Genomic DNA, 22,752 nt, shown 5'->3' on the forward strand with positions numbered 1-22,752 from the left:
TCTTTAGAGAAAAAACCCCTAATTAGGGGCTGTTACTGTGCTTTTACAACAAGGCTATTCAAGAAATTACTAATTGAAGAAGCTTGAAAAATACGTAGGCTAAAAGAGCTGATATTATAATACTTTTCAGTAATTATAAGTATTGATGGAAAGTATTTAGATTCTTTTGGCTGCCAAGATTCGTTATGCCATTCCTGACTGTGGAAGTATAATTCATACCTATTTATTTTATCTTGCATAACTTTTTTGCTGTAAACTGACCTCTGGACTTCAATGAAGAATGGAGATCTACGCCAAATTGTAAATGCATCAGGTTCCATGAATTCTTTACCGTACTTTGGCTCCACTTTAAACAGTTTAGGTTTTTCATAATAGATAAGCTGTTTATATACATCTAATATGCCTAGAAAGTGGGGAATCTTTTGGCTAGTTTTGCGAAGTGTGCTGGATTGAGGGAAGTAAATGTATGGCTGTTGCGAGATATTGGCATCCACATGACCATCTCTTCTTAATCGCTTCATCACCGTATTACAGCATGTAACCGCGTTCTTTAATCCTTGAAAATGCAAATCAATAATGTCATCACGAGACATACATCTAAAAAGCTTCAAATTGTTTAGTATGGCTTTGTCTCTATTCCTCATAATCTAACACCCCGAATAATTGATTTTCTTCTTGTGGTAGGTTTTGCAACTTTATATTCTCTTTCGGAACGCGATAAGGTTCAACTATCTTCTTGGCTTTACTTAATTCTAAATAAGGAGATTGTACTTTCTTTAATCCATTTAACTTTAATATCATTTGGCCAGATTGCTCCAAGCGTTCTGAACCAGGAGTACCCATAATATTACTGTTAATTGTACTATCACATTTAAAGCCCATTCTAACCGTCATATTGAGCTTTAACTTACCATCCAGTACTTTTGCATCAGGGCGTTGCATACTTAGCATTAAAAAAACTCCAAGTGCCCTTCCGACTGCCGATATTTTTTCAACTATAGACATACATTCTTTTTCATCTTGCAACATGACCACTTCGTCGATAGCAAGTAAGATATATGGTTTCTGATTATCAGGATTTAATTTGTTGTATTCGTCAATATGATCTACTTCATACTCTTCCATCAATTTTCTACGTTCGCGTATTTCCTTCCACACTTTCTGCAGCATAATCTTCATTTCTATTTCTTCCATGCAAACCTCTTTTACGTGTTTCACCCTTCGCAAGAAATGAAATTCGGAATTCTTCAAATCACCCAGGTACAAATGTAATTTATCAGGAGACATATATTGAATGAGTGTGGACAGTACAACGCGTACCATACTACTTTTTCCGCTCCCTGTCTCTCCTGCAATTAGAAGATGCGGCGTGTTTGAAGCAATCATGTCATACGTAATCATATTTCCAAATTGGTCACGCCCTACAATTACGGGAAGATGATGTTGTATAAGTAATGGTTGCCACTTCTTATAACTGTAATTGTATGCTTGTAGCCCAGCATCCGAATGAAACACATTAAGTACAAACCTTTTAATATCACCTTCAATTGCTACATTACGCCCTAATATTTGTTGAAAGCAAAACCACTTCTTTTCAATGTTTTTCGGATCTAATCCGTTTGGAATGGTAAATATGTATCGAACCTTTTCTTTCGAGGAAAAAATGTCATGTATCTTCGGGTAAATGGGTACTTTTCCACCTCTTGTTTGATGGTCTACATATAAACCTGCCTTTACAAATACCTCTATAAGTCGATTCTTCAAACTTTGTTTATGAAGCCAATCCTTTAAAATCCCCATGTAATTTCCTCCCTAAAACATCTCCACAATTTGAATGAATACATAACCAATGAAACAAACTCCACCTATCCTCATTCCATAATATATTCCATCACTTAAAAGTTTCGCTGCTGCAACATGATCATTTTTCACAAGATGCTTTTCTAACAACGCCCCTCCAATTGTCGTTACTCCTAAAGCTCCTAAAGAGATAAATGTAGTTAACATATAAATCTCCCCTTTATAAACAGAATTTTGAATGTTGATGATACATGGGCTTACAAACTTAGAAATTTGGTAGAGTTACCTTGATAGCTAATTTGGTAGCAACCTTGATACATCTTATTGTGAATAGCTTGTACAATATGCAAATTTTTCTTTGCAATTGCGTATAGTTTTTTGCATTTTGGACAAGGATGATTAAAAAAGATTATGGAGGAGATTAGCGTGTGGGGTAGAGGTATTGGGAGACATAGAACAAAGCTAGCTAAATTTTTAGCTAGCTACGATTACTCAATTCAGGATTTTTCTAAAGCTAGTAAAGTAAACAGAAATACATTAGGCCAACTGTGTAATGACAAGGATTATGTACCATCACCAAATACAATGCAAAAAATAATGAAGATTGTTAGAAAACATGATTCTCGAAAACAAGTAACTGACTTTTGGCATATATAAAGAGAATAAACTCTTTATATATCATTCCTTATGCAAGCTTGATATTAATTTTTATAGGGATACGGTAACGATTCCTTATAGGCATTTCCTTACTGCCCTCTCGTTCTCGCACTAAGCCTTAATTAATTTTTTAGTAGTGGAAGATTGTTTTCTTTTATTAAATCATAAATGAATTTTTCTAATACACTTTCAGCTGCTTCTCGCATTTGATCCGGTGTTGAATCATTAAACACCTTTTCTATCTCCCTAAGTAGTTGTTTTAAAGAATGGTTTTCCTTGCTATTTTCCAGGAATTCTTCACCTAACCCTTGAACAAATGTACTAATAACAATTACCTTTTCCAATTTAGTTAGTTCCACCTCTATTCCTCCTAATCAGATTATCATTCTCATCAAACATGACCTCTCCCCTAATTAATAAAGAGTTACAAAAAGTCTTGTTGTTATGACAAGATATGCATAGATATTGTCGATTCTCATGATTTAAGTATTATATATATATCCTGCGGTCTAGTCTTAACGAAATGCTCAGGAACTTCCCTAAATCGTATAATTTTCATAATAGACCAGTAAAAGTCTCTAAAGGTATTACTTTAAATTCGAATCACACGTTTGTTAGGATCTATAAATCCACACTAGAGGTAAAAAGTGGATTTATAGATCCGTATTTTTGGACAAATTTACCGGCTGAATTAACAGAAACTTTGTGTTACTCTGAACTTGTTGAATATCCCAATACATTCAACAATGCTCAAAATTGCATATTTACTATGCAACCATCCACCCAGATACCTTAAGTTAATACTTCTCCCTAATTGTCGTTATTGCTAAGGTATCTTTTTAGATGCCCTGTGTGCAGGGCTTTTTCTTTCAGTGATAAAATTATTTCCCCCTTTATATAATCAAATTTTTTAGTACACTTTCTTAATAAAATTCAGATTTGGTATTTTTACTACCATTTACTTTATATACAGATTTTAAGTTTTTAAGTTTTCCCCTTACACTTTTGAAATCTTCTGCTAAAATCTAAACATATTTTTGCGACCACTAAACGAATATATAAAAATTAAGTAAAAGACTTTTATATCATTTTAAATGGTTGCCATAAAGATAGGGCAAATATCCAAGTAGGATCTCCATTTCCTTGATAGCTTTGAACCGCTTCATAAAATTTCCCTTGATACTCTACTTTATCTCCTTTTGTATATGCCTTTTTGGGATCCCATTTTTCATACGTTACATTTTGACTCTTTGTTGTTACTGGAAGGATATCGCTTTGAACTGAGATATTTCCAGCCGCATCTACAGCCTTTACAGTATATTTATATTCTTTATTAGCTGTAAGGTTTTGATCAGTAAACTGTGTTTCTTGTACAGTTTGAATCAATTGTCCATCACGTAACACTTGATATTCTTTTACACCCACATTGTCTGTAGAAGGATTCCATTTTAACTCTACACTGTTTGTTGTAACATCACTTGCATATAATCCTAATGGCTGTGTAGGAGCTTCTGTGTCCGGTTTAGGAATAACAATTTGATTTACTTTCTTCAGACCATCCTTTGTAACTTCATATATTACTTTTTTATCAAAACTTTCGCGTTTATTATTATCTAAATTTGTTAATATTGCTCTCTCTTCACCTTCTAGGTGTGTAAGTTCAATAAAATTGCCCACTTTTACTGGGACTGTTTTTGATTCAGCTTTTTGTTGGGTATTCCCATAAACCTCTTTGCTATATACCACTTTACCTGATGTATCTTGTACTTTAATACTTGCATACGTACTATCAAAATAATTGTGTGGTGTACCTGCTATTAAACTAACTTGCAATTCTTCTGTTGATTTATTTAAATCAAGTTTTGCAAATTCAAAATCTCCTATACCCTTCATCGACCATGCAAAACGATCCCCTTCTAAAATGTTTGGAGATTCATTTTTGATTTTCACCTTTTTTTCCACAGTTTGATCAAATATATCTGTTAATACAATTTTTGCATAAGTATTTGTTGGTAATGATATAGATTGACTGATTCCATTTTGGTAAGATTTAATATCATTAATTACGTTAATCGGTTGGCCCGTCATATTTTCATTATTATAAATTTCAATTTTCCCCTTAAATTGAGGGGTACTACTATCTTTTAATTGCCAAGTTATATTTAATTTTTCATTTTCATAATACATAGACTTTACATCATAATCTAGTTTTCCTATTTCAGGTTGGCTAGGTTGATTTAACGTAAATGTTTTTCCTGTTCCAATAGTTGATCGAGAGTCTCCCCCAGCCTTAAACCAAAGATATTCTGAAGTAGCTCCCCCATCCCAATTATTATTCAATGGCTCTTGCCCCTCTATTGATTGAGTATTCCAAGATGTCCATTTTTTATCTGAGATATTTCTTCCATATCCATTTTTTACACGTGCCTCTCTTACATCTTGTCCATTACCAAGCCAGTCTTCTTGAAACAGCGTTTGTCCATAGTTAAATGTAACGTTAGGAACTGGAAAGTCCATAATCCCAATAAGCTTCCATTGGTTTTTTGAAACATCTTTTAACCACTGTCCAAATTTTGTGTGTCCATTCTCTTGCCAAGAACGCATTGTCATGCGATACCAATTATAATTCTTCCAATCATATGTCGTCTGAATTTTAAGACCTGTTCCTTCTCCACCAAAATTACTTGCAACTGATGTAGGGGATACATATTCTGCTTTTATTGCTTCCTTAGAAGAAATAGGATCCCAAACTGCAAAGTGTAAAGTACGCTTTCCATTTTCATCAAAACCGCTTTGTTGTTGGAATCCAGCATACCCACCAGCTTCTCCCCCCTGGTTCCAGTTATGTACAGCCCAATATGTATAAGGTGCTGTTTGAACAGGAGACCAGTCTATACTAATAATATCTGAAGAAACACTATTTTTAGGTGTAACATAAACTCCTGGAGCAGACGCCGCCTCTATGATAGAAATTGATGATCCAAACATCGAAAACACCGTACTAGCTGCTGTAATTGCTAGGATTTTTTTGACGCCATTTCTTGTTCTTTGATTGAACATAATTTTCCCTCTCCTCTTTCGTTATTAATAACTATTTAAAATAATATCTCTCTATATACAATTGAACAAATTTCCCATGAATGTAGTACTATTTTAATAAAATGGATATATTTGATGTTATTTTCACTGTTATTCCATAAGCATTTATAGTATTTCGTTATAAATTTAAGTTATATATCGCTGAATTTATCCTATTAACAATATAAAAATTCATAAAAATAAAAATATTCCAGAACTTTTTAAGCACTTATTAATTAAAAACCCCCATTTTTCTACAAATGAGGGCGTAATGCGTTGAAAATCTTATAGTTTACTTTCTACATCTTGCTTGTCTAAAAAATATTGAATTCATTTTTAAGTATTTGATGATATTGTTTCTCTGTTATTTCTTTTTTAATTTTCTTTCCATGCCGGGTTTCTGTAAAACTTTGCTTAGTAAGTGCAATATGCCCGTGTTCAATTAATTTGCAAATAATATTCGCCTTATTTACTGGTGATTCTGGATGCTCTATAACCATGTTTTGTATAGCATTCACTTTCTTTTCATTAATGGCATTTAAATAAAAAGCATAACCGATAGACCAGGTATCACTAAGATCAGAATCAAAAAAATGTGAAGTTTCTCCATTTTCCCCTTTTTTCATTTCTAATACATGCGTTCCTTTCTCCGTATTTTGTTTGCGAACACGATATTCGCCCGTTACAGAAGTCACACTGTCACCGTGAAAAGGAACAGGATGTAAAGGGAGATAGGATGCAAAACCGGCGTCTATAATATAGTTTTCATATTTGTGTTGTAAAACGATAAGTGCGTGGCCATCATCAGGGTTCCACTTTCTTGTTTTTGGATCATATAGAGTTCCAGCTATTCGATACACATTAAATCCACAATCACACAAAAAATAATATAATAAAGAATTAATTTCATAGCATAATCCGCCACGATTCTTTAAAAGCAGCTTTTCTTCAATATTTTCTCTAGAAAATTCTTTCGTATTTCCTTCCATGATGTCTATGTTTTCATAAGGTAATAAGTGCCCCATCTGCAAAAGAATTGTATATAAATCTTCAAATTTCACATTTTCTCTTGGGGGCATTTTTAATTTTGAGAAAAACTTTTTTTGTAATTCAGTTAACATTATATATCTCCTCCATTTGCAGAAATCATATATATTTACCTATATATTAAGACTATTAATTATATGTGGCGTACAGCTTGATTAATACATTTCATAAGAGTGTGTAGCACTAAACATATTAGCGACCATTAAGGAGCAAGTGCTCAAAAATCCCTTAAATATTTATTCAAATGTATCTTTTTGATATTTTGGCATCTTTACTAATCCCCCAAAGCTGAGTTGATAAGAATTTTAGATGTAATGTCTAAATGTGTACTTTGTGATAAATCGAAAAATAGAGAATCTTAGATACAGTTATTATTCAGATAAACAACTATATAGCCTTTAATCCTTCTATTTATACATATAATACTCTTTATATCGTTCAAACCTCGATTTTTTTGTTTTTGCTTTTATTATGGGTGATCTTAATGTTTTAGCGGGTGCTGCTTGCTTTGGCATTTCTAATACTCCACGTTTCTTGAGCTCTCTATACAAACTACTCACTTTGCACCCTACTATTTTCGCAATATCTGGATATTCGGTCCCTTGATTAAATAATTGAACTGCTTGTTTGCATCTTTCATCCCATTTTTCTTCTGTCGTTCGATTTTTAACTGATTTTTTTTCTAGCTTGATACACTCGCTTTCTATATTACACTTCTCCACATTATACTGGTCTGCGTCCGCTTGACGATTACAATATTCCCCTCCCTCTGAGCGTATCATTTGTGCTTTTTTCGTAATTACTTTCATGTTTCATTCACCTCATTTTGTTTGATAAATTCTCGCATCCTACTACGTTATCTACAATTCTTGCCAGTTTCTCAGTTAATACTTATAAGAAGGCCATTAATATTTCTATCCTTATCACTTCTATTACAACTTTTAATTAATTATTTACAAGCCACATTGATTTTGCTGTTTACGCAAACTACTTATGTGAAATTCAAATTGATGTACATTTCTTATAAATATCCATTCCTTATTAACACCAGCGCTTGCTAGAAAATGTAATCCCACTTCAATTTTATTTTTCTTTTAGCGGCCTTTTCATCAAAAATCAATTCCGTTCCTATTCGACATACTGCTTTTCCAAATTTACAATCATCAATATAATATTTATGTACCCTACTAGTATGATGGCCTTGCAAATCTAAAATACAAATTCTCGTTTCTCTATTATTCATAATTCCAGTCTCTGGGGTATAATAGTTGCCAATATTACACCACTAATGACAGCGTTTTCTAATTCTAATAGATTTGATTCATCCCATTTGAACAAGTCTATCCATTTTTGAACCCAACTCCAAACAATCCTACAATCCCATTCAAAACAACGGGTATTTCAGTCTGAATTTTTAAATTATTTATCTATACAAAAGCTGATGATGTGGTAAAATTATAAATGAAAAAGAGTATGGATTTAAAAGAAGCCAATGAATATAAAAATTGGCTTTTTTCTTGATGGAAAATGAAACAAAAACTTCTTTAAATCTTTATTAGTGATAAGTTTTAAAGAAAATCCACCCTGGTTATAGTTTTACATAATTGTAAACTATAGTAAATTGATATTATTAATATTGAATATTCTTAACATTAATTCCACTTATACACATCAACAAACAAAACATTACTATTAATTTCTACTGATTTTTTCTAAACATACTAAATTATCACCTTTTAATGGATTTGTTCATCCTTAAATTTACATATTCTCTTTTTGCAGTTTCGATACCTCTTTGTATTTAATATTTCTTTTACAAATACAGGTAATCTATCAAATATAGTGAATCTGAATTAGGGATATGAAGTCTATACACCTTCTTTAATTTCTAAAATTACTAATTCAGAAAATTTATAAGTAACCTACTATTTATCAATGTGTAGCATAACAATTGCCCTCGAATCTTCAAGTAACCCACCAAAATTAATTTGTCTTTCAATAATTCCCTTTAGGTGTCCACCTACTTTTTCAAAAAGCTTCTTTATCTTGAATAAATCCTTTTTACGTTCAAATAAATATTTTGTTCAAACTTGTGCATGCCCTAAAAAAATACAAGTGATTTTATTGGAGTCACCTTGAATTTCTTGCACACCTAGTGAAAAGAATCCGTTTTTTACTAACGGGTTCTTTTCTTTATTCGTCATACTATAACTAGATTGTTACATTTTTTTACAGCTCACCTTTACTTGCATAAATATTCCGTTCTTATAAATCCGTAAATCCTCTTTCCTTTAATGCTTTTATGTTATTTGAGTCTATTCATGTAAATTCATTATTTCTCCCTTATTCAATAGCCTCTGAACCTGTGGGTATAAGGTTTATCTAGAAATATAGTCTAGGACACATAGGATTTTTGTGTACGAAAGAAAGAATCGTAATTTCAACCAAAAACCATTTATTTACCTATTTTAAGTTTCTAAATTTGTATTGATAATTCTTGGCTTTAGAAGTATCCTATACATATTCAAACATTTGAAGATGTATAGGATACTTCTGAAATGTTAAATGTAAATAAATACTAGAGGTGTTTTAATGGGGACCGAAATGCAACAATTTAAAGCAGATTTCTTTAAAGCTTTATCTCATCCTTTACGAATAGGTATTTTGGAAGTTCTATCAGAAGGTGAAAAAAGTGTAAATGAAATTCAAAGCATTCTTAAAAAAGAAGGTTCTGCAGTTTCTCAACAATTAAGTGTATTACGCGCTAAAAATATTGTTGTTGGCACTAAAGATGGAAAACGAGTATTATACTCCCTTCGAGATCCTATGATTATGAATTTATTGGTGGTTGCGCGGAAAATTTTTAACAATCATTTAATTGATACTATTTCTATGTTAGAAGAGCTAGATGAAGCAGAAAGTGAAATGATAAAGGAGGAATAAATTGAGCAATGAGGCTAAAAGAGAAGATATCATCCAACATGGAATTGAGATATTTCACTCTATAGGAGCTCATCACGTTTGTAATGTTTGCATTAAAAGTGGATATTCTTGTTGCTTTTCATGTCAACATTTACAAGATGGTATTGGATGTCAAAAAAGGAATACAGCTTGTACAGCATGGTTATGCGGCATTCAGAACTTTTTGTTTGATCAAATAGGTTTATTAGAAGAATGGAATAGTTTTTGGGCTGATATTCCAGGACAGATGTTTCGTAGAGATATTACCCCAGATAAAGTAAAAGTCACATCATTTATTGATACGAAAAAGCTAGATAGTCGGGCTGGAGAACTTCTAGCGGAAAAATTACAATTCCATGTACAACAAGGTGGAGATATAGGGAAACTAGAACGTCATTTAAGCAAAACCTATAGTAAATATTAGGAGTTCGTTCTCTTTTATGAAAATAAAAATCTCCTGTATAAGCAAATTGAAAACACATTTGTAATCTAGATGTATTAAAAAGAGAAAAGAAGGGTTTGTAATGAGAGGTTTATTTACGGGAAGGTTTGAAGGATATTCCTTAGGGCATTTTCAAAAAGATCTTCTTTCAGGACTGATTGTTGGAGTTGTTGCGATTCCTCTTGCTATGTCTTTTGCTATAGCTTCTGGTGTAAAACCAGAGTATGGAATATATACAACATGTATTGCAGGAATACTTATTTCTCTATTTGGTGGTTCAAGGTATCAAATTGGAGGACCTACAGGTGCTTTTGTTCCCATACTTTTAGGAATTGTCATTACTTATGGGTATGAAGATTTACTACTTGCTGGTTTACTTGCTGGAATTATCTTATGCCTTATGGGAATTTTCAAATTAGGTTCGCTGATTAAGTTCATCCCACGTCCTGTAACAATTGGTTTTACTTCAGGTATTGCTGTTATTATATTCACTGGACAAATTGCTAGTTTTTTAGGTTTAACAGGCATAAAAAAACATGAGGACTTTATAGCAAATTTGAAAGAAATATTTACTCATATCGGTACCACTAATTTTTATAATGTAGTAACTGCTTTGATTTGCTTTTTCGTTATACTCGTAACACCAAAAATTTTGCCAAAAGTACCGGGTTCATTAGTAGGTGTTTTGATTTCAACTATAATTGCAACTATATTTTTCTCAGGTCATGTACCTACTATTGGTACAGCATATGGTACGATTCCAAATACACTACCTCAGTTTGATATACCAGAGATCACAATAGAGCGTATCCAACATTTAATTGGCCCTGCATTTGTTATTGCTATGTTAGGTGGTATTGAGTCTCTTTTATCTGCTGTCGTCGCGGATGGTATGACAAATAGTAAACACCACAGTAATAAAGAACTTATTGGTCAAGGAATTGCTAATATTGTTACCCCGTTATTTGGAGGAATTCCGGCGACTGGAGCGATTGCTCGAACAGCAACGAATATTAAAAGTGGCGCTGTTTCACCCATGTCCGGTGTGATTCACGGAGTATTTGTGTTATTTACGCTTCTACTGCTAGCTCCATACGCCTCGCACATCCCACTTGCTAGTATGGCTCCTATTTTAATGGTTGTAGCGTGGAATATGAGTGAGCAACAGCATTTTGTTCATATACTTAAAATGAAGACCGGAGATTCTCTTGTATTACTAGTAACATTTTCCCTTACTGTATTTACAAGTTTGACAACGGCTGTGGAAATCGGTCTTATTTTAGCTATTATTTTGTTTACAAAACGTATGAGTAATATGCTTGTGATGTCAAAAGTGCTTCCTGATCATACAACAAAGAATGAAAAATTATTACCGCATGTGGTAAATAATGCTCATGATTGCCCTCAAATTAGTATTTACACAATAGAAGGTCCATTATTTTTTGGAGCTGCGCAAACATTCGAACAAAACATTTTAGCGACAATTCATTATAGACCCAAAATTCTAATCTTACGTATGGGCAAGGTTCCTTTTATTGACACAACAGGCGAAGCCTACTTTAGGAATATTGGCCAACATTTTAAAAACCAAGGTGGCGTACTTCTCATTTCAGGGGCTCAATCAGAGTTGAAAACAACTCTAATTAAAAATGGATTATACGCTGAGATTGGAAAAGAGAACTTTTTTGATCATACAGGAGAAGCAATTAACTGTGCTTTAAGACATTTGAATAAAGCGAAATGTGTAGGGTGTAAACATTTTGCTTTTCATGAATGTGCCCAGCTCTCCCAACAATGCCAGGATATTAATAAAATAAAAAATAAATCAAAAGCATTAGAATTTTAAAAAATATATTTCCTATACAAAGTTTACTTGTTCTGATTTACTCTTTTAAATATTTTGCTAAAAAGCAGAAAAGGAGAATGTTTAATTTGGCGAATGCGAAGAAGATTTTTATAAAGTTTCAACAAGAAGGATTTTCATACATTCAAAAAATGATCATTACACAGCAAGAAGAGAATATATTCCTTACATTTCAATGCAAAAAAAATTGTACAAATAGTGCCCTTTCAATAGATGATAAAAAGAATTACGAAAAAAGTATATCGTTTTTTTCTCATGCTTCTGGTGGTGTAATTATATGGGGAATAGCTTCAAATAAAACTAATAATGTTGTTCACAAAGCTAAAAAAATTCAACCTATCTCTAATGGAAAAGAATTTTTTAGTAATCTAAATGATTTATTATTTAAAAATCCCAACACTACAAACCAGGATGTTAAAAATATATATATTCCTTTTCCTAAAGAAATAAACCGTGGATTTGTAATCACCTATGTCCCCAGGAAAGACTATCTTTTAAAACTTAATGACTACTATACAAAAACCAGGGATAACTTTGCAATGATGATGGGACAGATTCTATTAAATGATATGTTAGAAAATAGAAAATTATTAAGGGAATCACTATAAATCATTCATATAAAGGGCCCCTCTTGCTTTTACACGAGGGGCTCACTTTACATTATTTTATTTCGGTATAAAGATAAATAAAAAACTGTCATTTGAATAAAGAAAACACTAAATACAATGTATAAGGGATATTCTGGAATATATATATTAAAAATAGGAGAAAGCACTAAAAATCCAATTGCAATGATTAACACATACCACAGTGAAACAAATGCTGTACGACAAGCTCTTTCAGTAATTAACTTTTCACGTTCGTCTTCTAGGGGAAACAATAGTGGATACATCAGATATGAAAGGGCGTTATATTTCTTTTTCTGTATTTTATAAAAAATTGTTATTACAATACCTATAACTAATAAAAATAAGACTGGTGTAATATTTAATGATACTTCAAAAGTTACTTTCTTAGCGTCAATAATATTGGCAAGTTCTATAATGCCGTAATAAAGTTCAATGAATACCCAACACGCTAATGCCATAATAATTACATTAATCATATAAGAAATCATCAATCTATTCATCCTCTTCTTCCTCCTTATTTAATACAAACACTTCTTCCATCTTCAAATCAAACACATCACAAATTGACAATGCTAGTAATAATGAAGGGACGTAATCCCCTTTTTCAATTGCTGCGATCGTTTGCCTCGTCACTCCAACTTTTTCAGCTAATACACTTTGTGTGAAATTAAAACGAGCTCTAATTTCCTTTACTTTGTTAAAAATAGTCAAGTTCACCACCTCTTCCCTTAAATGTATACCATAATTAACAAAATGTAAAATGAACTTAACATTTATTCCGCTAAAAATCCAATTTTATAAAAAGCGGTACCACCATATATTCATTCATTTAAAAATTGTATAGTGCTCCTGAAACAAAACGCAGATTGCGTGCTCTAAGGCTGAATTATTTGATATAGCAGTAAGCATCAAACACTCCCCACCTTCCAATAGAATTAATCAATAACGCGGAAAAACCAAGTAAACTCTTGCTGTTCAAGTTGTTTAGATACCGGAAGCTTATAAGAAAAACGAGGATGCATCTTTAAGTCTTAGGAAAGAGATAAACATTAGAAAAAATGGCAATAAAAATTCACATAAACTCTCTAAAAAAGTTTTACAATCAAAGCAGAGAGACTTTGAAACAGGAGGCACCAATTTATGAATCGAATTGAACGTGAAGAGAAAACAATTAGCATTATGATTGATATGTATTGTAAAAACGAACATAAACAAGATACTATATGTGAAGAATGTCAAAAATTAAAAGATTATGCTTATTTCCGTTTATCAAAATGTCCATTTCAAGAAAAGAAACCAGCATGCCAGAATTGCAAAATTCATTGTTATAAACCAGATATGAAAGGTTTAGTTAAGGAAGTTATGAAAAAGAGTGGACCAAAAATGATTTTAAGACATCCATATTTCACGCTCATGCATGCTGTTGACATAATGAAGAAGTCTCCTGACTTACCAAAAAGAAAAAAATATAAAAAGAAAAAGCGGTTTGTCTAACAAACTAGTTTTTTATTCCTTTTCGACTAAAAAATTATATATGAGTTTTAAATCCTAATTGCTTCACAATATGTTCAGCTATGCATAGCTTCTGAATCATCTTTAAAATAAAAGTATTTCGAAAATGTTATGTAGATATCCCTTTCTTCAAATTTGCCCGCTTTATCTCCAAACTAATAATTTTTCTGAATAGAGATTTCCGTTAGAAATCTTGGTACATCTTCATAATTACTCCAAAGATAGGTTCCGAGCCTACAGTGGCAAAAAACAAAGAGTGAATTATCGCTGTGATATCTTGGGTCACTAGTTCAGGAATAGATAATCCGTAGCCTATATGCTAGATGTTTTTTAGGAGGGTTATCCTATAGTAATAGGTTAGCTTTTATTTGCTACTTTCTCCTCGAAAACTTTATCGATAAGATTATCAATAACTTCCGTGCATCTTATAATAAAATCCGCATCCTCACGAGTAGTATCACTATTGCTAATACGTTCAATTACTTCTGTTCCATATTCCCTATCCTCATCTGTTTTTGCTAAATACCTCTTGTAAGCCCTCACAACTAGTATTGCGTCTTTTTGATCTATATCAATTTGGCATAGCTCATCATCAAAATCTTCCAATGAAATCCCTCCTGTTTGTAACTAACGAAGTCTATTTAATTATATTACAATATAAAAATTTATTGTTGTATTATTTTTGTGAACTTGTGTAAAAGTGTAAATGTCCACGTTTACACTTTTACACATTAAGAACGAAATTACTTGGAAGAATATGAAGTTGGATATAAAGAGCGATATTCATTTGACTCTTGTGAAGAAGGATTTATAGATGGTGAATATAACAGAGGCTTTTAGATTAAACAATATTTATTATATATCGAGTCGATATTATAACTCGATGCTGCTGAAAACGGGATATAGTATTTAAATCAAAGGAGTGGGGAAATGAGTACACAATATAAATAAGAGAACTAAAATATCTAATGGATCTCACAAATAGTATAGATAATGTATATAAAAAGATCACTTGTCTTCTGACAAGTGATCTTTTCGTTAGATAAATTGCTACTTACCTACAGCAGGTAGTTGTTATCCTATTCATATGTTCAATAGGATTATAACACATATTCTAGTTATGTAGTCGGAATTGTTTCTTTTTATTATTTTTTTACTTGCTAATCCATTTGGAGATAATAGGATAATGAAAATCTTTTCCTTGTAATACATATAAAATTCCTTTAAGGGGCCCGAAACCTAATAAAATAGTTAGGATTATATAAATTGGGGCTGTCCACAATATCATGGACATATTACTCACATTCATATCAGAATGGAACATAGAAAGCATTAAAGTCCTCATTACAAAAGTATTCCATATCAATACAATAATCCAAGTGAATAGCTGATAAACAGCTGTTTCAATAGCAATGATACGAAGTTCTTTTGATTTAAATATCAAATAAAAAATTAAGGGTATATAAAAAATTGTAATGCTAAAAAAAGTGAGAATGATGAAAGATAGTAAAGTAATAGTATGCATCATTAATTTTAGTTTTTTTTCCTGAGATAAACTCACTTAAACCCCTCCTATATATAGATTTGGTTCTCTTAAAGTTAACGCTAACTCATTATAACACGCTAACCAACGTAACAAAACATGTTTATTTAGTTATATTTTGTTACATTTTTTATTTTGAAATATGAAATATCCTAACCGTTGAATTTGCTGTAACTATGATTAACGATACAATAATACCAATAGGAAGTTTGCGTTGTGGATCTTTTACTTCTTCTGCCGAAGTTACTAATATATCAAATCTCATAAAAGTAAAGAATGCAGCTGCCCAACTAGCTGAAAGGCCACTTACACCATATGGTGTAAACGGTACCCAGTTCCCCGGCTTTATATAGAATACACCGACTATAATAAACAATATAACCATTCCAATTTTAATTAACACCATTATATTAGTGATACGTTTACTTTCTTTTGTACCACGCGATAACATCCATGTAATAATCAATGTAATAATCAATGTAATGACTATCGCTGGTAGATTCATCATACCACCTTGAGATGGAATCATTAACAGTGATTTGGGCATCTCCAAACCCAATCCACTTATTAAAGTGTGAAAATAACCTGTCCAACCACTAGCAACCGCTGCTGTTGCTAAAATATATATTGAAAGTAGCATCCAACCTACTAAATGTGCAACTAATTCACCAATTGTTGCATAGGCATACGTATATACACTTCCTGAAACCGGAAGTATAGAAGCAATCTCTGCGTAACATAAAGCTATAAATCCACACACAATTGCCGCCAATACAAATGAAAAAACAACTGCTGGTCCGGCGTCTCTTGCTGCTACTAATCCTGCTAATACAAGAACTCCCGTTCCAATTATTGAACCTAATCCTAACATAACTAAATCAAATGAACCCAATGTTTTCATTAAGGTTTTACTCTTACTAGGTTCTAATAATTGTGTAACAGATTTCTTTTTAAACAACTTACTCATATCTTCTGTATCCCCTTTGAAAAATAAGGTGTGTTCTTCTCATACTTATGTCATGTATACGTGTATATAGATATTAGCTAATTCACAATATATGTTGTAAAATTATGCAAAAAAATCAAAGATATATTTCTGTGAAAAATTATAGAAATCGATTCCATAAACACTATTCCATTCATTCGATAGGTTAATAAGCTTTTCAAACGCCATTCCGCGGTTTCCTTGTCTCATCTTTATTCCTCATTTTCTGTTAAAAAGATTATTTTGTTCAGTTATTTTTCATTAATCAGAAAAAATTGTTCCATGCTTCTTACATCCTTCTTATACATTGGCATTACAAATATCTCTTCATTTCTTAATAGTTGGAACTCTACACATCGTTTTTCTTTGTTCCACCCGTAACATGCCATAGATACATTTTTGGTTCCTTTCTTTCTTCTATTTCCCTCTACCCTTTGAATAAAAACTTAATATTCCGTTAATAATATGGACACATGGTTATCTTTCTCCGATTCCCTTATATGAGCAGTTAGCTATTGCTAGCTGCTTTTTTACTTATCCCATGTAATAACCTTGTTCTTTTACCTTTTCCCATTTATCAACATCAAAAATTGGGTCTTCATTGCGTTTCCGAACATAGCAATTGGTAACCAACTTTACCTTTACAAATTTTTTATCAAAATCTTTTGTCCATTCCTCAGTGTACGGTTCCTCACTGATCACTTCTTCAATGTATTGCTCTAATAAATTTATATCCATTCCCCTTTTCTAATAAAATAGCGTTTTTATTAAAAGTTCTTTGGAATTCAATAATTTAAAATGAGTGTATTTAAATTCTCTTTTCCGTTAAAATAAAAAAGATTAAATAAACGTTTTAGAAGGGATTATTAATGACACGAATTATACTTTTTGATGGGGACTGCAACTTATGTAATCAAAGTGTTCAGTTTATTATTAAAAGAGATCCTAAAGAATATTTTAAATTTGCATCACGCCAAAGTAGTATTGGCATTCAGTTATTAAATCAATACAACATTAGCGAAACAATAGATAGTGTGATTTTAATTGATAATAATAGGGCTTATACAGAATCCGATGACATACTGAATATTTGTAAATACTTAAAAGGAAGTTGTAAATTATTATTTATCCTTTTAATAATTCCAAAACCTATTCGAAACTTTTATTACAAAAAAGTTGCAGAAAATAGATACAAATGGTTTGGCAAACAAAACCAATGTCTTATTCCTACTCCGGATATCAAGAAAAGATTTTTAAGATAGTTGAAAATATAAACATTTTCAAAAGTCTCTCAATGAGAGGCTTTTTTCATTTTTATCATTTTAGCCAAGAAGACTCCTTCCTCAAGGAGCGTGAAGGGTCACAGTCCAGTGAGTAGGTGGGAGATGAATTGGCTTCGAACAAGGGATAGCAGGAAGCCATCTTAATTGTTCGACATATAGAAAGTATTACTCCACTACCTATCGAATATACGTTTGGTGTATAATAGTCATATACCGAAATGGAGGTGAATCAAATAATGATGAATAAAGCCTATAAGTTTCGTATCTATCCAAATCAAGCACAAGCAATTCTAATCAACAAAACGATTGGGTGTTCTCGCTTTGTATTCAATCATTTCCTATCCTTATGGAATCACGCATACAAAGAGACAGGAAAAGGCTTGACCTATGGTATATGCTCTGCCAAACTACCTGCCATGAAGAAAGAGCTTGTTTGGCTAAAAGAAGTGGATAGTATTGCGATTCAGTCGTCTGTTCGCAACCTTGCGGATGCTTATACGCGCTTTAAATCTAAGAAGAACAACGTACAATCTTATACCACAAAACAAACAAATGAAAATATTGCCGTTGTAGGGAACAAAATAAAGTTGCCGAAACTAGGCCTTGTTCGATTTGCCAAAAGTCACGAAGTAGAGGGGCGTATTGTAAATGCTACAGTTAGACAGAACCCTTCTGGTAGATATTTTGTGTCACTATTAGTTGAAACAGAAGTACAAAAACTTCCGAAAACACATTCTTACATTGGAATAGATGTAGGACTAAAAGATTTCGCTATTTTGTCAGATGGAACACACTATGAAAATCCGAAATTTTTCCGATCATTAGAAGATAAGTTGGCGAAGGCACAGCGTGTTCTTTCTAGAAGAATGAAAGGATCTTCTCGCTGGAATAAACAACGAGTAAAGGTAGCTAGAATTCATGAATACATATCAAATACTAGAAAAGATTACTTGGACAAAATTTCAACTGAAATCATCAAAAACCACGATGTTATCGGTATAGAGGATTTGCAAGTATCGAATATGTTAAAGAATTATAAGTTAGCAAAAGCAATTAGTGAGGTATCTTGGTTGCAATTTCGATCCATGTTAGAATACAAAGCAAAATGGTATGGCAAACAAGTCATTGTCGTATCGAAAACATTTGCTTCCAGCCAATTATGTTCTTGCTGTGGATATCAAAATAAAGACGTTAAAAATCTAAACCTACGTGAATGGGACTGTCCTTCTTGTCGTACACACCATGATAGGGATATTAACGCAAGCATCAATCTAAAGAATGAAGCGATAAGGCTTCTAACCGCAAGGACTGCGGGGTTAGCCTAATCAATTAGAGTTCGATAGAACTCTTTACTTAGGAATCCCTATGAAGCGATAAGGCTTCTAACCGCAAGGACTGCGGGGTTAGCCTAATCAATTAGAGTTCGATAGAACTCTTTACTTAGGAATCCCTCACTTCTAAACAAAGTAAAAGTGGGGGTAGTTCAAAGCTTACTATTCCTCATAGTTGTGTTTTCTTCTATGACTTTTATAAAGTTAAATTGTCCATCAAGATAACAATCATTGATATAACCCCAAAAATATATTTCATTAACTTCGCTTAAAGTAAAATTTTCATTTTTTCATTCAACCAAGTTCGTAACATATTCTTTTCCCCCGATAAAATAATGATTAGGTGTCCCATGCCCATTTTATCCACTAGAAATAATATCTTTCACGTACTTACGTATTAGAAACTTCATTTCTGATTCTTCTGCAATAGCAATTTTGTTCACTTTTTTGATACATTTATGAAACATTCACATGGTATCTTCAATATGTTCTATTCTTTTTGAAAAACCATGTGAGAATACCAAAATAAGAAGCCCTAGAGCCCTAACTCTAGGGCCTCTTGTTTTCAAATAAGGATTTTGTTAAATATTCAATTAAACCTTTTTACACTCTCCCTGTTACTAGGCCACAAGATATTCAGAAACCTTATAAACTTGTAATACTAATGTAAGGTTTCTCAATATGAACCAATATATTTATGTAGTAAACTATTTATCGGCAATACATATAAAAGGAGAAACATTTATGACTTTTGAAGACAATCGTAAATTAGGCATTCAACAAGGGTGTATAGTAATAACAGATCAATCGAAATATCTTGTTGTTAAAAAGAATGAAAATTATTCTTTATTAAGCATCGCAACTGCGGAATGCATAAACTTTGAAGTTTCACTTGAACATCTTGAAGAAATGGTCCAAGTAGATTTAAAAGAAAAAATTCGAGATATCATTCCACCAGAGAACATTAAAATCGTAGCTCAAAACAGAATATAAAATGTATTTTCTAAGAGCACTTTCGGTAGTGCTCTTTTTTCATGAACAGTTTCAAATAACGCTTTTGTTTAATTTAATACGTGTTCTTTTCGATGCGGTATTCTATTACAATTAATTTTTATGTTATAGTTATCTATAGCATATATATTAATAAGCACAACAAATCTCATACATATAGGAGGACCTTAATAATCCTAACTCAAGAAAAGAACATAAAATTAATTATGCATTTTCTTACCCTATTATCTTTTTGTCTTCTTATTTTCTTTAGCGTCACAATTTTTTATATACCATTGATTTTTTATTTCATATGCAAATCACAAGACATTCGAAAAAATATCCTTGAAGCTGTTTTTTACCAACTATTCATTTGGGTAATTACAATGATTTGGAATCTATTCATAATAAGAATCTTAATGTTATCTTTGTCTAATTTAGACTTAACGCCAAATAACGCTTTGATTATTTTCGGTATACCTCCTTTATATCTAATACTGTTTCTTTTGTTAATTTTCGGACCTATAAAAGGAATTTTATATGTGCTACAGGAAAAAGACTTTCATTATCCTATTATTTCTAAATGGATTAACAAATAAAAATACGTGTAGAAGAATACAGAGTTTTACTGAATTCTTTTTTTATGGACCTTTCAAACTCATTTACAAATTCCTCTGTTCCTTCTTTTTAATAAAATTCAAATTTTGTCTTACTTCGTTCCCGTAGATTCAAATCCGCCAACACCTCGTTCACTAACCAATAGCTCGTCCACCTCAACAAAATGAGCTGTTACTACTGACGCTATGACGCCTTGAGCGATGCGTGTACCTTTTTTGATTACATGAGCTTTCATATTTAAACTTATTGGTCTTTCAGTGTTATCTACCAACACCTCCAACCGCTCCACGATAGCCACTATCCATGTTCATCCACCCCACGGTAATTTTTAATTTAGGTCTTGAAATCCTCTAAATCTCGATGTATTATATTTTTGTATTTTCTCAGTTCCTAAACCGAGAAAACATCATCACTTCTGAAAGGACCCAAACTCCAGTGGGTCCTTTTTATTTACTTAAACCCATTTTCAAATTATTGTATTATATTTTCAGGTCTTACTTATATAAATCATTATCAGGAGAATCTGCGGGTTTGCAGGTTCTTTTTATATTGTTTCAAATATAAATTAATGTGTAATTTATATACAATAAAAAAAGCACCTATTTCTAATCTGTACCCTTTGTAAAGGACATTTTGAAAAAAGTTAGGCAACATCAAGAAGATGATTTCTGTATCCAACAGGAGTCATCTTTTTTAAGTTCCATTGATATCTATAGTGATTATAGTACTTCATATATTTCTTAATCTCTTGTTTCAACTCAGTAAAAGACTCGCAAGGTTTTATATGTGCTTCATCTTTCAGATGACCAAAAAATGATTCTTGTGGAGCGTTATCCCAACAGTTCCCTCTTCTTGACATAGATTGTCCGAGCTTTAGCTTTTTGACTAATTTTTGGTAGGTAGGGCTTGTGTAGTGGGCTCCTTGATCTGAATGAATATATGCGCCTTCAGTCAATGGAATCCTCTTATTCCGTTGTAGTTTATGAAGAGTTGTTGTTACGAGGTCTAATGTCATCTGTTCTGAAACATGGTAAGCTAAAATTTCATTGGTTGAGCCATCTAAAATTGTAGATAAATAAGCTCTTTTATTCTTACCGTAAATTAAATAAGTGATATCTGTAAGAAGCGTTTTTCCTGGGATATTTTGTTTAAATTCTCGATTTAATTGATTCGGCACTACTCGATGTTCTTTTGAAGCTTTCAGCATTCTTTTATAAGGATTTGCTTTCCGAATCGGACAGACAATCTCATATTTTTTCATGATTCTACGGATACGCTTTGAATTGTAGACAACTTGAAACTGACCCGCCAATGTCATCTTTATCTGACGAGCCCCCTTCTTTCTATTTCTAAATCGAAGTGCTTTTAATATGGTTTTCTTCAATATTTCATCTCGATCATTCTTTTGTTTCCGTTGTTCTTGAGCTGAAATTGAAAAGTAATTATAGTATCCCGAACGGGATACACCAGCTACTTTACACAAATAACTGACCATATTCCTTAAGTTGTATTTCATGATGACAGAACGAATCAAGATGAATTTCTGACTAGGTGGTAGTGTTATTTCCTTTTCACCCTCCCTTCCATAAGTTTGATTTTTTTTAGCAATTCATTTTCCGCCTTTAGTAAGTTTCGTTCGGCTTCTAAACGGGCATACTTTTCTTCTAACGTAAGCTCTCTCTCAAGAGTTCTTCCAGCGTTTTCGATACGTGTATCCCTTAAACCCAAAACACCATTTTTTCTATAAGCAGCACGCCATCTACTTCCCGATGACATAACCCGTTTCATTCCAATCATATCTATATCAAAACCACATTCTTCAAAAATATTTCGAGGTAGCTTTCCTTTTTCATTTTCCTCAATAAAAATATGCTTAAATTCCTCTGTATAAGTGATACCTTTCTGACTTACAGATTTTACGTATAGGTTATTTGATAGAATTTGAATTTCTCTTTCTGTAAATAGCTTTTTTGTCATTTTTAACATTCTCCGATCCCGATTTTCCTTTTATT

Annotated in this window: 24 protein-coding genes and 3 pseudogenes; 10 read left to right on the top strand and 17 right to left on the bottom strand. The window is 32.2% G+C overall.

Features of this window, described 5'->3' with window-relative positions:
- Positions 1–32: 32 nt before the first annotated feature.
- Genes ASE54_RS16520 through ASE54_RS16530 form a run of 3 tightly spaced genes read right to left on the bottom strand, consistent with a single transcriptional unit; the run spans position 33 to position 2,007 of the window.
- Complete coding sequence (locus ASE54_RS16520; RefSeq protein ID WP_001245886.1) at positions 33–644, bottom strand: replication-relaxation family protein; 612 nt, start codon at positions 642–644, stop codon at positions 33–35.
- Positions 634–1,800: an FtsK/SpoIIIE domain-containing protein gene (locus ASE54_RS16525; RefSeq protein ID WP_000511835.1), complete on the bottom strand. Its 1,167-nt coding sequence runs from the start codon at positions 1,798–1,800 to the stop codon at positions 634–636. Before ASE54_RS16525 ends, ASE54_RS16520 begins: the two co-directional genes overlap by 11 nt.
- A gap of 12 nt (positions 1,801–1,812) precedes the next feature.
- On the bottom strand, positions 1,813–2,007 hold the full coding sequence (locus ASE54_RS16530; protein ID WP_000958230.1) for a hypothetical protein: 195 nt from the start codon (positions 2,005–2,007) through the stop codon (positions 1,813–1,815).
- Between the two features lie 219 nt (positions 2,008–2,226).
- On the opposite strand from ASE54_RS16530, the gene ASE54_RS16535 reads away from it, so the two are divergent.
- Complete coding sequence (locus ASE54_RS16535; protein WP_000264559.1) at positions 2,227–2,457, top strand: helix-turn-helix transcriptional regulator; 231 nt, start codon at positions 2,227–2,229, stop codon at positions 2,455–2,457.
- Positions 2,458–2,579: 122 nt separating this feature from the next.
- Here ASE54_RS16535 and ASE54_RS16540 read toward each other — a convergent pair whose 3' ends face one another.
- The 4 genes from ASE54_RS16540 to ASE54_RS16555 form a co-directional block, all read right to left on the bottom strand.
- Positions 2,580–2,816, bottom strand: coding sequence for a hypothetical protein (locus tag ASE54_RS16540; protein ID WP_000424048.1), 237 nt, complete (start codon positions 2,814–2,816; stop codon positions 2,580–2,582).
- 721 nt (positions 2,817–3,537) lie between these two features.
- The gene (locus ASE54_RS16545; protein WP_000483139.1) at positions 3,538–5,517 is read right to left on the bottom strand and encodes a DUF3472 domain-containing protein; all 1,980 of its coding nucleotides are present in this window, start codon (positions 5,515–5,517) and stop codon (positions 3,538–3,540) included.
- 332 nt (positions 5,518–5,849) lie between these two features.
- Positions 5,850–6,656, bottom strand: a complete 807-nt coding sequence (locus tag ASE54_RS16550) for an arylamine N-acetyltransferase (RefSeq protein WP_000954710.1) — start codon at positions 6,654–6,656, stop codon at positions 5,850–5,852.
- Between the two features lie 333 nt (positions 6,657–6,989).
- The gene (locus tag ASE54_RS16555) at positions 6,990–7,391 is read right to left on the bottom strand and encodes a hypothetical protein (protein ID WP_000864837.1); all 402 of its coding nucleotides are present in this window, start codon (positions 7,389–7,391) and stop codon (positions 6,990–6,992) included.
- A 1,783-nt stretch (positions 7,392–9,174) separates the two neighbouring features.
- Between ASE54_RS16555 and ASE54_RS16565 the strand changes: the two genes are divergently transcribed.
- The 4 genes from ASE54_RS16565 (at position 9,175) to ASE54_RS16580 (ending at position 12,457) form a co-directional block, all read left to right on the top strand.
- The gene (locus ASE54_RS16565; RefSeq protein WP_000536399.1) at positions 9,175–9,525 is read left to right on the top strand and encodes a metalloregulator ArsR/SmtB family transcription factor; all 351 of its coding nucleotides are present in this window, start codon (positions 9,175–9,177) and stop codon (positions 9,523–9,525) included.
- A 1-nt stretch (position 9,526) separates the two neighbouring features.
- Entirely contained in the window at positions 9,527–9,967 is a 441-nt protein-coding gene (locus tag ASE54_RS16570; RefSeq protein ID WP_000064032.1) for a hypothetical protein, read from the top strand.
- Positions 9,968–10,067: 100 nt separating this feature from the next.
- Entirely contained in the window at positions 10,068–11,831 is a 1,764-nt protein-coding gene (gene sulP / locus ASE54_RS16575; RefSeq protein ID WP_001214614.1) for a sulfate permease, read from the top strand.
- An 86-nt stretch (positions 11,832–11,917) separates the two neighbouring features.
- The gene (locus ASE54_RS16580; protein WP_001262251.1) at positions 11,918–12,457 is read left to right on the top strand and encodes a hypothetical protein; all 540 of its coding nucleotides are present in this window, start codon (positions 11,918–11,920) and stop codon (positions 12,455–12,457) included.
- A gap of 47 nt (positions 12,458–12,504) precedes the next feature.
- Here ASE54_RS16580 and ASE54_RS16585 read toward each other — a convergent pair whose 3' ends face one another.
- Entirely contained in the window at positions 12,505–12,978 is a 474-nt protein-coding gene (locus ASE54_RS16585) for a hypothetical protein (RefSeq protein ID WP_001080993.1), read from the bottom strand.
- Positions 12,971–13,189 carry a helix-turn-helix transcriptional regulator gene (locus ASE54_RS16590; protein WP_000151822.1) on the bottom strand — a complete coding sequence of 73 codons (219 nt, stop codon included), beginning with the start codon at positions 13,187–13,189 and terminating at the stop codon, positions 12,971–12,973. The genes ASE54_RS16585 and ASE54_RS16590 overlap by 8 nt, the downstream gene beginning before the upstream one ends.
- A gap of 429 nt (positions 13,190–13,618) precedes the next feature.
- On the opposite strand from ASE54_RS16590, the gene ASE54_RS16595 reads away from it, so the two are divergent.
- On the top strand, positions 13,619–13,972 hold the full coding sequence (locus ASE54_RS16595) for a nitrous oxide-stimulated promoter family protein (protein WP_001079532.1): 354 nt from the start codon (positions 13,619–13,621) through the stop codon (positions 13,970–13,972).
- A 34-nt stretch (positions 13,973–14,006) separates the two neighbouring features.
- On the opposite strand, the pseudogene ASE54_RS37085 reads toward ASE54_RS16595, so the two are convergent.
- The 6 genes and pseudogenes from ASE54_RS37085 to ASE54_RS16615 all read right to left on the bottom strand — a co-directional run.
- Positions 14,007–14,271, bottom strand: a pseudogene (locus ASE54_RS37085) (integrase); the annotation flags it as partial.
- Between the two features lie 76 nt (positions 14,272–14,347).
- Positions 14,348–14,596, bottom strand: a complete 249-nt coding sequence (locus ASE54_RS16600) for a hypothetical protein (RefSeq protein WP_000389273.1) — start codon at positions 14,594–14,596, stop codon at positions 14,348–14,350.
- A 547-nt stretch (positions 14,597–15,143) separates the two neighbouring features.
- Positions 15,144–15,551 (bottom strand): hypothetical protein, encoded by a 408-nt coding sequence (locus ASE54_RS16605; protein ID WP_000059259.1) that lies wholly within the window; start codon positions 15,549–15,551, stop codon positions 15,144–15,146.
- A gap of 151 nt (positions 15,552–15,702) precedes the next feature.
- Positions 15,703–16,500 (bottom strand): annotated as a pseudogene (locus tag ASE54_RS16610) (amino acid permease); the annotation flags it as partial.
- 102 nt (positions 16,501–16,602) lie between these two features.
- A complete protein-coding gene (locus tag ASE54_RS37400) occupies positions 16,603–16,728 on the bottom strand; it encodes a hypothetical protein (protein ID WP_003310252.1) in 126 nt (41 codons plus the stop codon).
- Positions 16,729–17,052: 324 nt separating this feature from the next.
- Positions 17,053–17,256: a hypothetical protein gene (locus tag ASE54_RS16615; protein WP_000354041.1), complete on the bottom strand. Its 204-nt coding sequence runs from the start codon at positions 17,254–17,256 to the stop codon at positions 17,053–17,055.
- A gap of 131 nt (positions 17,257–17,387) precedes the next feature.
- Here ASE54_RS16615 and ASE54_RS16620 point away from each other — a divergent pair, with 131 nt between their 5' ends.
- The 4 genes from ASE54_RS16620 to ASE54_RS37090 all read left to right on the top strand — a co-directional run bounded on the left by ASE54_RS16620 (position 17,388) and on the right by ASE54_RS37090 (position 20,721).
- Positions 17,388–17,780, top strand: coding sequence for a DCC1-like thiol-disulfide oxidoreductase family protein (locus ASE54_RS16620; RefSeq protein ID WP_000196759.1), 393 nt, complete (start codon positions 17,388–17,390; stop codon positions 17,778–17,780).
- Positions 17,781–18,037: 257 nt separating this feature from the next.
- Positions 18,038–19,126 (top strand): IS200/IS605 family element RNA-guided endonuclease TnpB, encoded by a 1,089-nt coding sequence (tnpB, locus tag ASE54_RS16625; RefSeq protein ID WP_000981141.1) that lies wholly within the window; start codon positions 18,038–18,040, stop codon positions 19,124–19,126.
- Between the two features lie 750 nt (positions 19,127–19,876).
- Positions 19,877–20,125, top strand: a complete 249-nt coding sequence (locus ASE54_RS16630; RefSeq protein WP_000141883.1) for a hypothetical protein — start codon at positions 19,877–19,879, stop codon at positions 20,123–20,125.
- 188 nt (positions 20,126–20,313) lie between these two features.
- Positions 20,314–20,721, top strand: a complete 408-nt coding sequence (locus ASE54_RS37090; RefSeq protein WP_080548811.1) for a DUF4870 domain-containing protein — start codon at positions 20,314–20,316, stop codon at positions 20,719–20,721.
- A gap of 110 nt (positions 20,722–20,831) precedes the next feature.
- On the opposite strand, the pseudogene ASE54_RS16635 reads toward ASE54_RS37090, so the two are convergent.
- Both ASE54_RS16635 and ASE54_RS34565 read right to left on the bottom strand, forming a co-directional pair.
- Positions 20,832–21,075, bottom strand: a pseudogene (locus tag ASE54_RS16635) (deoxyuridine 5'-triphosphate nucleotidohydrolase); the annotation flags it as partial.
- A 308-nt stretch (positions 21,076–21,383) separates the two neighbouring features.
- Positions 21,384–22,726 (bottom strand): IS3 family transposase gene (locus ASE54_RS34565; RefSeq protein ID WP_085961348.1). Its coding sequence is split into 2 segments (ribosomal slippage): positions 21,384–22,345 and positions 22,345–22,726, totalling 1,344 coding nucleotides; the frame shifts between segments, so codons are not numbered across the junction.
- Positions 22,727–22,752: the final 26 nt, after the last annotated feature.

The organism is Bacillus sp. Root131, from assembly GCF_001429475.1.
GTDB classification, from domain to species: Bacteria; Bacillota; Bacilli; order Bacillales; family Bacillaceae_G; genus Bacillus_A; species Bacillus_A thuringiensis_S.

Excerpts from the sequence above, each read along its gene's own strand:
- ASE54_RS16520 (WP_001245886.1), bottom strand. The coding sequence starts at position 644 with ATGAGGAATAGAGACAAAGCCATACTAAACAATTTGAAGCTTTTTAGA.
- ASE54_RS16525 (WP_000511835.1), bottom strand. The coding sequence starts at position 1,800 with ATGGGGATTTTAAAGGATTGGCTTCATAAACAAAGTTTGAAGAATCGA.
- ASE54_RS16530 (WP_000958230.1), bottom strand. The coding sequence starts at position 2,007 with ATGTTAACTACATTTATCTCTTTAGGAGCTTTAGGAGTAACGACAATT.
- ASE54_RS16545 (WP_000483139.1), bottom strand. The coding sequence starts at position 5,517 with ATGTTCAATCAAAGAACAAGAAATGGCGTCAAAAAAATCCTAGCAATT.
- ASE54_RS16550 (WP_000954710.1), bottom strand. The coding sequence starts at position 6,656 with ATGTTAACTGAATTACAAAAAAAGTTTTTCTCAAAATTAAAAATGCCC.
- ASE54_RS16555 (WP_000864837.1), bottom strand. The coding sequence starts at position 7,391 with ATGAAAGTAATTACGAAAAAAGCACAAATGATACGCTCAGAGGGAGGG.
- ASE54_RS16565 (WP_000536399.1), top strand. The coding sequence starts at position 9,175 with ATGGGGACCGAAATGCAACAATTTAAAGCAGATTTCTTTAAAGCTTTA.
- sulP (WP_001214614.1), top strand. The coding sequence starts at position 10,068 with ATGAGAGGTTTATTTACGGGAAGGTTTGAAGGATATTCCTTAGGGCAT.
- ASE54_RS16585 (WP_001080993.1), bottom strand. The coding sequence starts at position 12,978 with ATGAATAGATTGATGATTTCTTATATGATTAATGTAATTATTATGGCA.
- ASE54_RS16595 (WP_001079532.1), top strand. The coding sequence starts at position 13,619 with ATGAATCGAATTGAACGTGAAGAGAAAACAATTAGCATTATGATTGAT.
- ASE54_RS37400 (WP_003310252.1), bottom strand. The coding sequence starts at position 16,728 with ATGAGACAAGGAAACCGCGGAATGGCGTTTGAAAAGCTTATTAACCTA.
- ASE54_RS16615 (WP_000354041.1), bottom strand. The coding sequence starts at position 17,256 with ATGGATATAAATTTATTAGAGCAATACATTGAAGAAGTGATCAGTGAG.
- ASE54_RS16620 (WP_000196759.1), top strand. The coding sequence starts at position 17,388 with ATGACACGAATTATACTTTTTGATGGGGACTGCAACTTATGTAATCAA.
- tnpB (WP_000981141.1), top strand. The coding sequence starts at position 18,038 with ATGATGAATAAAGCCTATAAGTTTCGTATCTATCCAAATCAAGCACAA.
- ASE54_RS16630 (WP_000141883.1), top strand. The coding sequence starts at position 19,877 with ATGACTTTTGAAGACAATCGTAAATTAGGCATTCAACAAGGGTGTATA.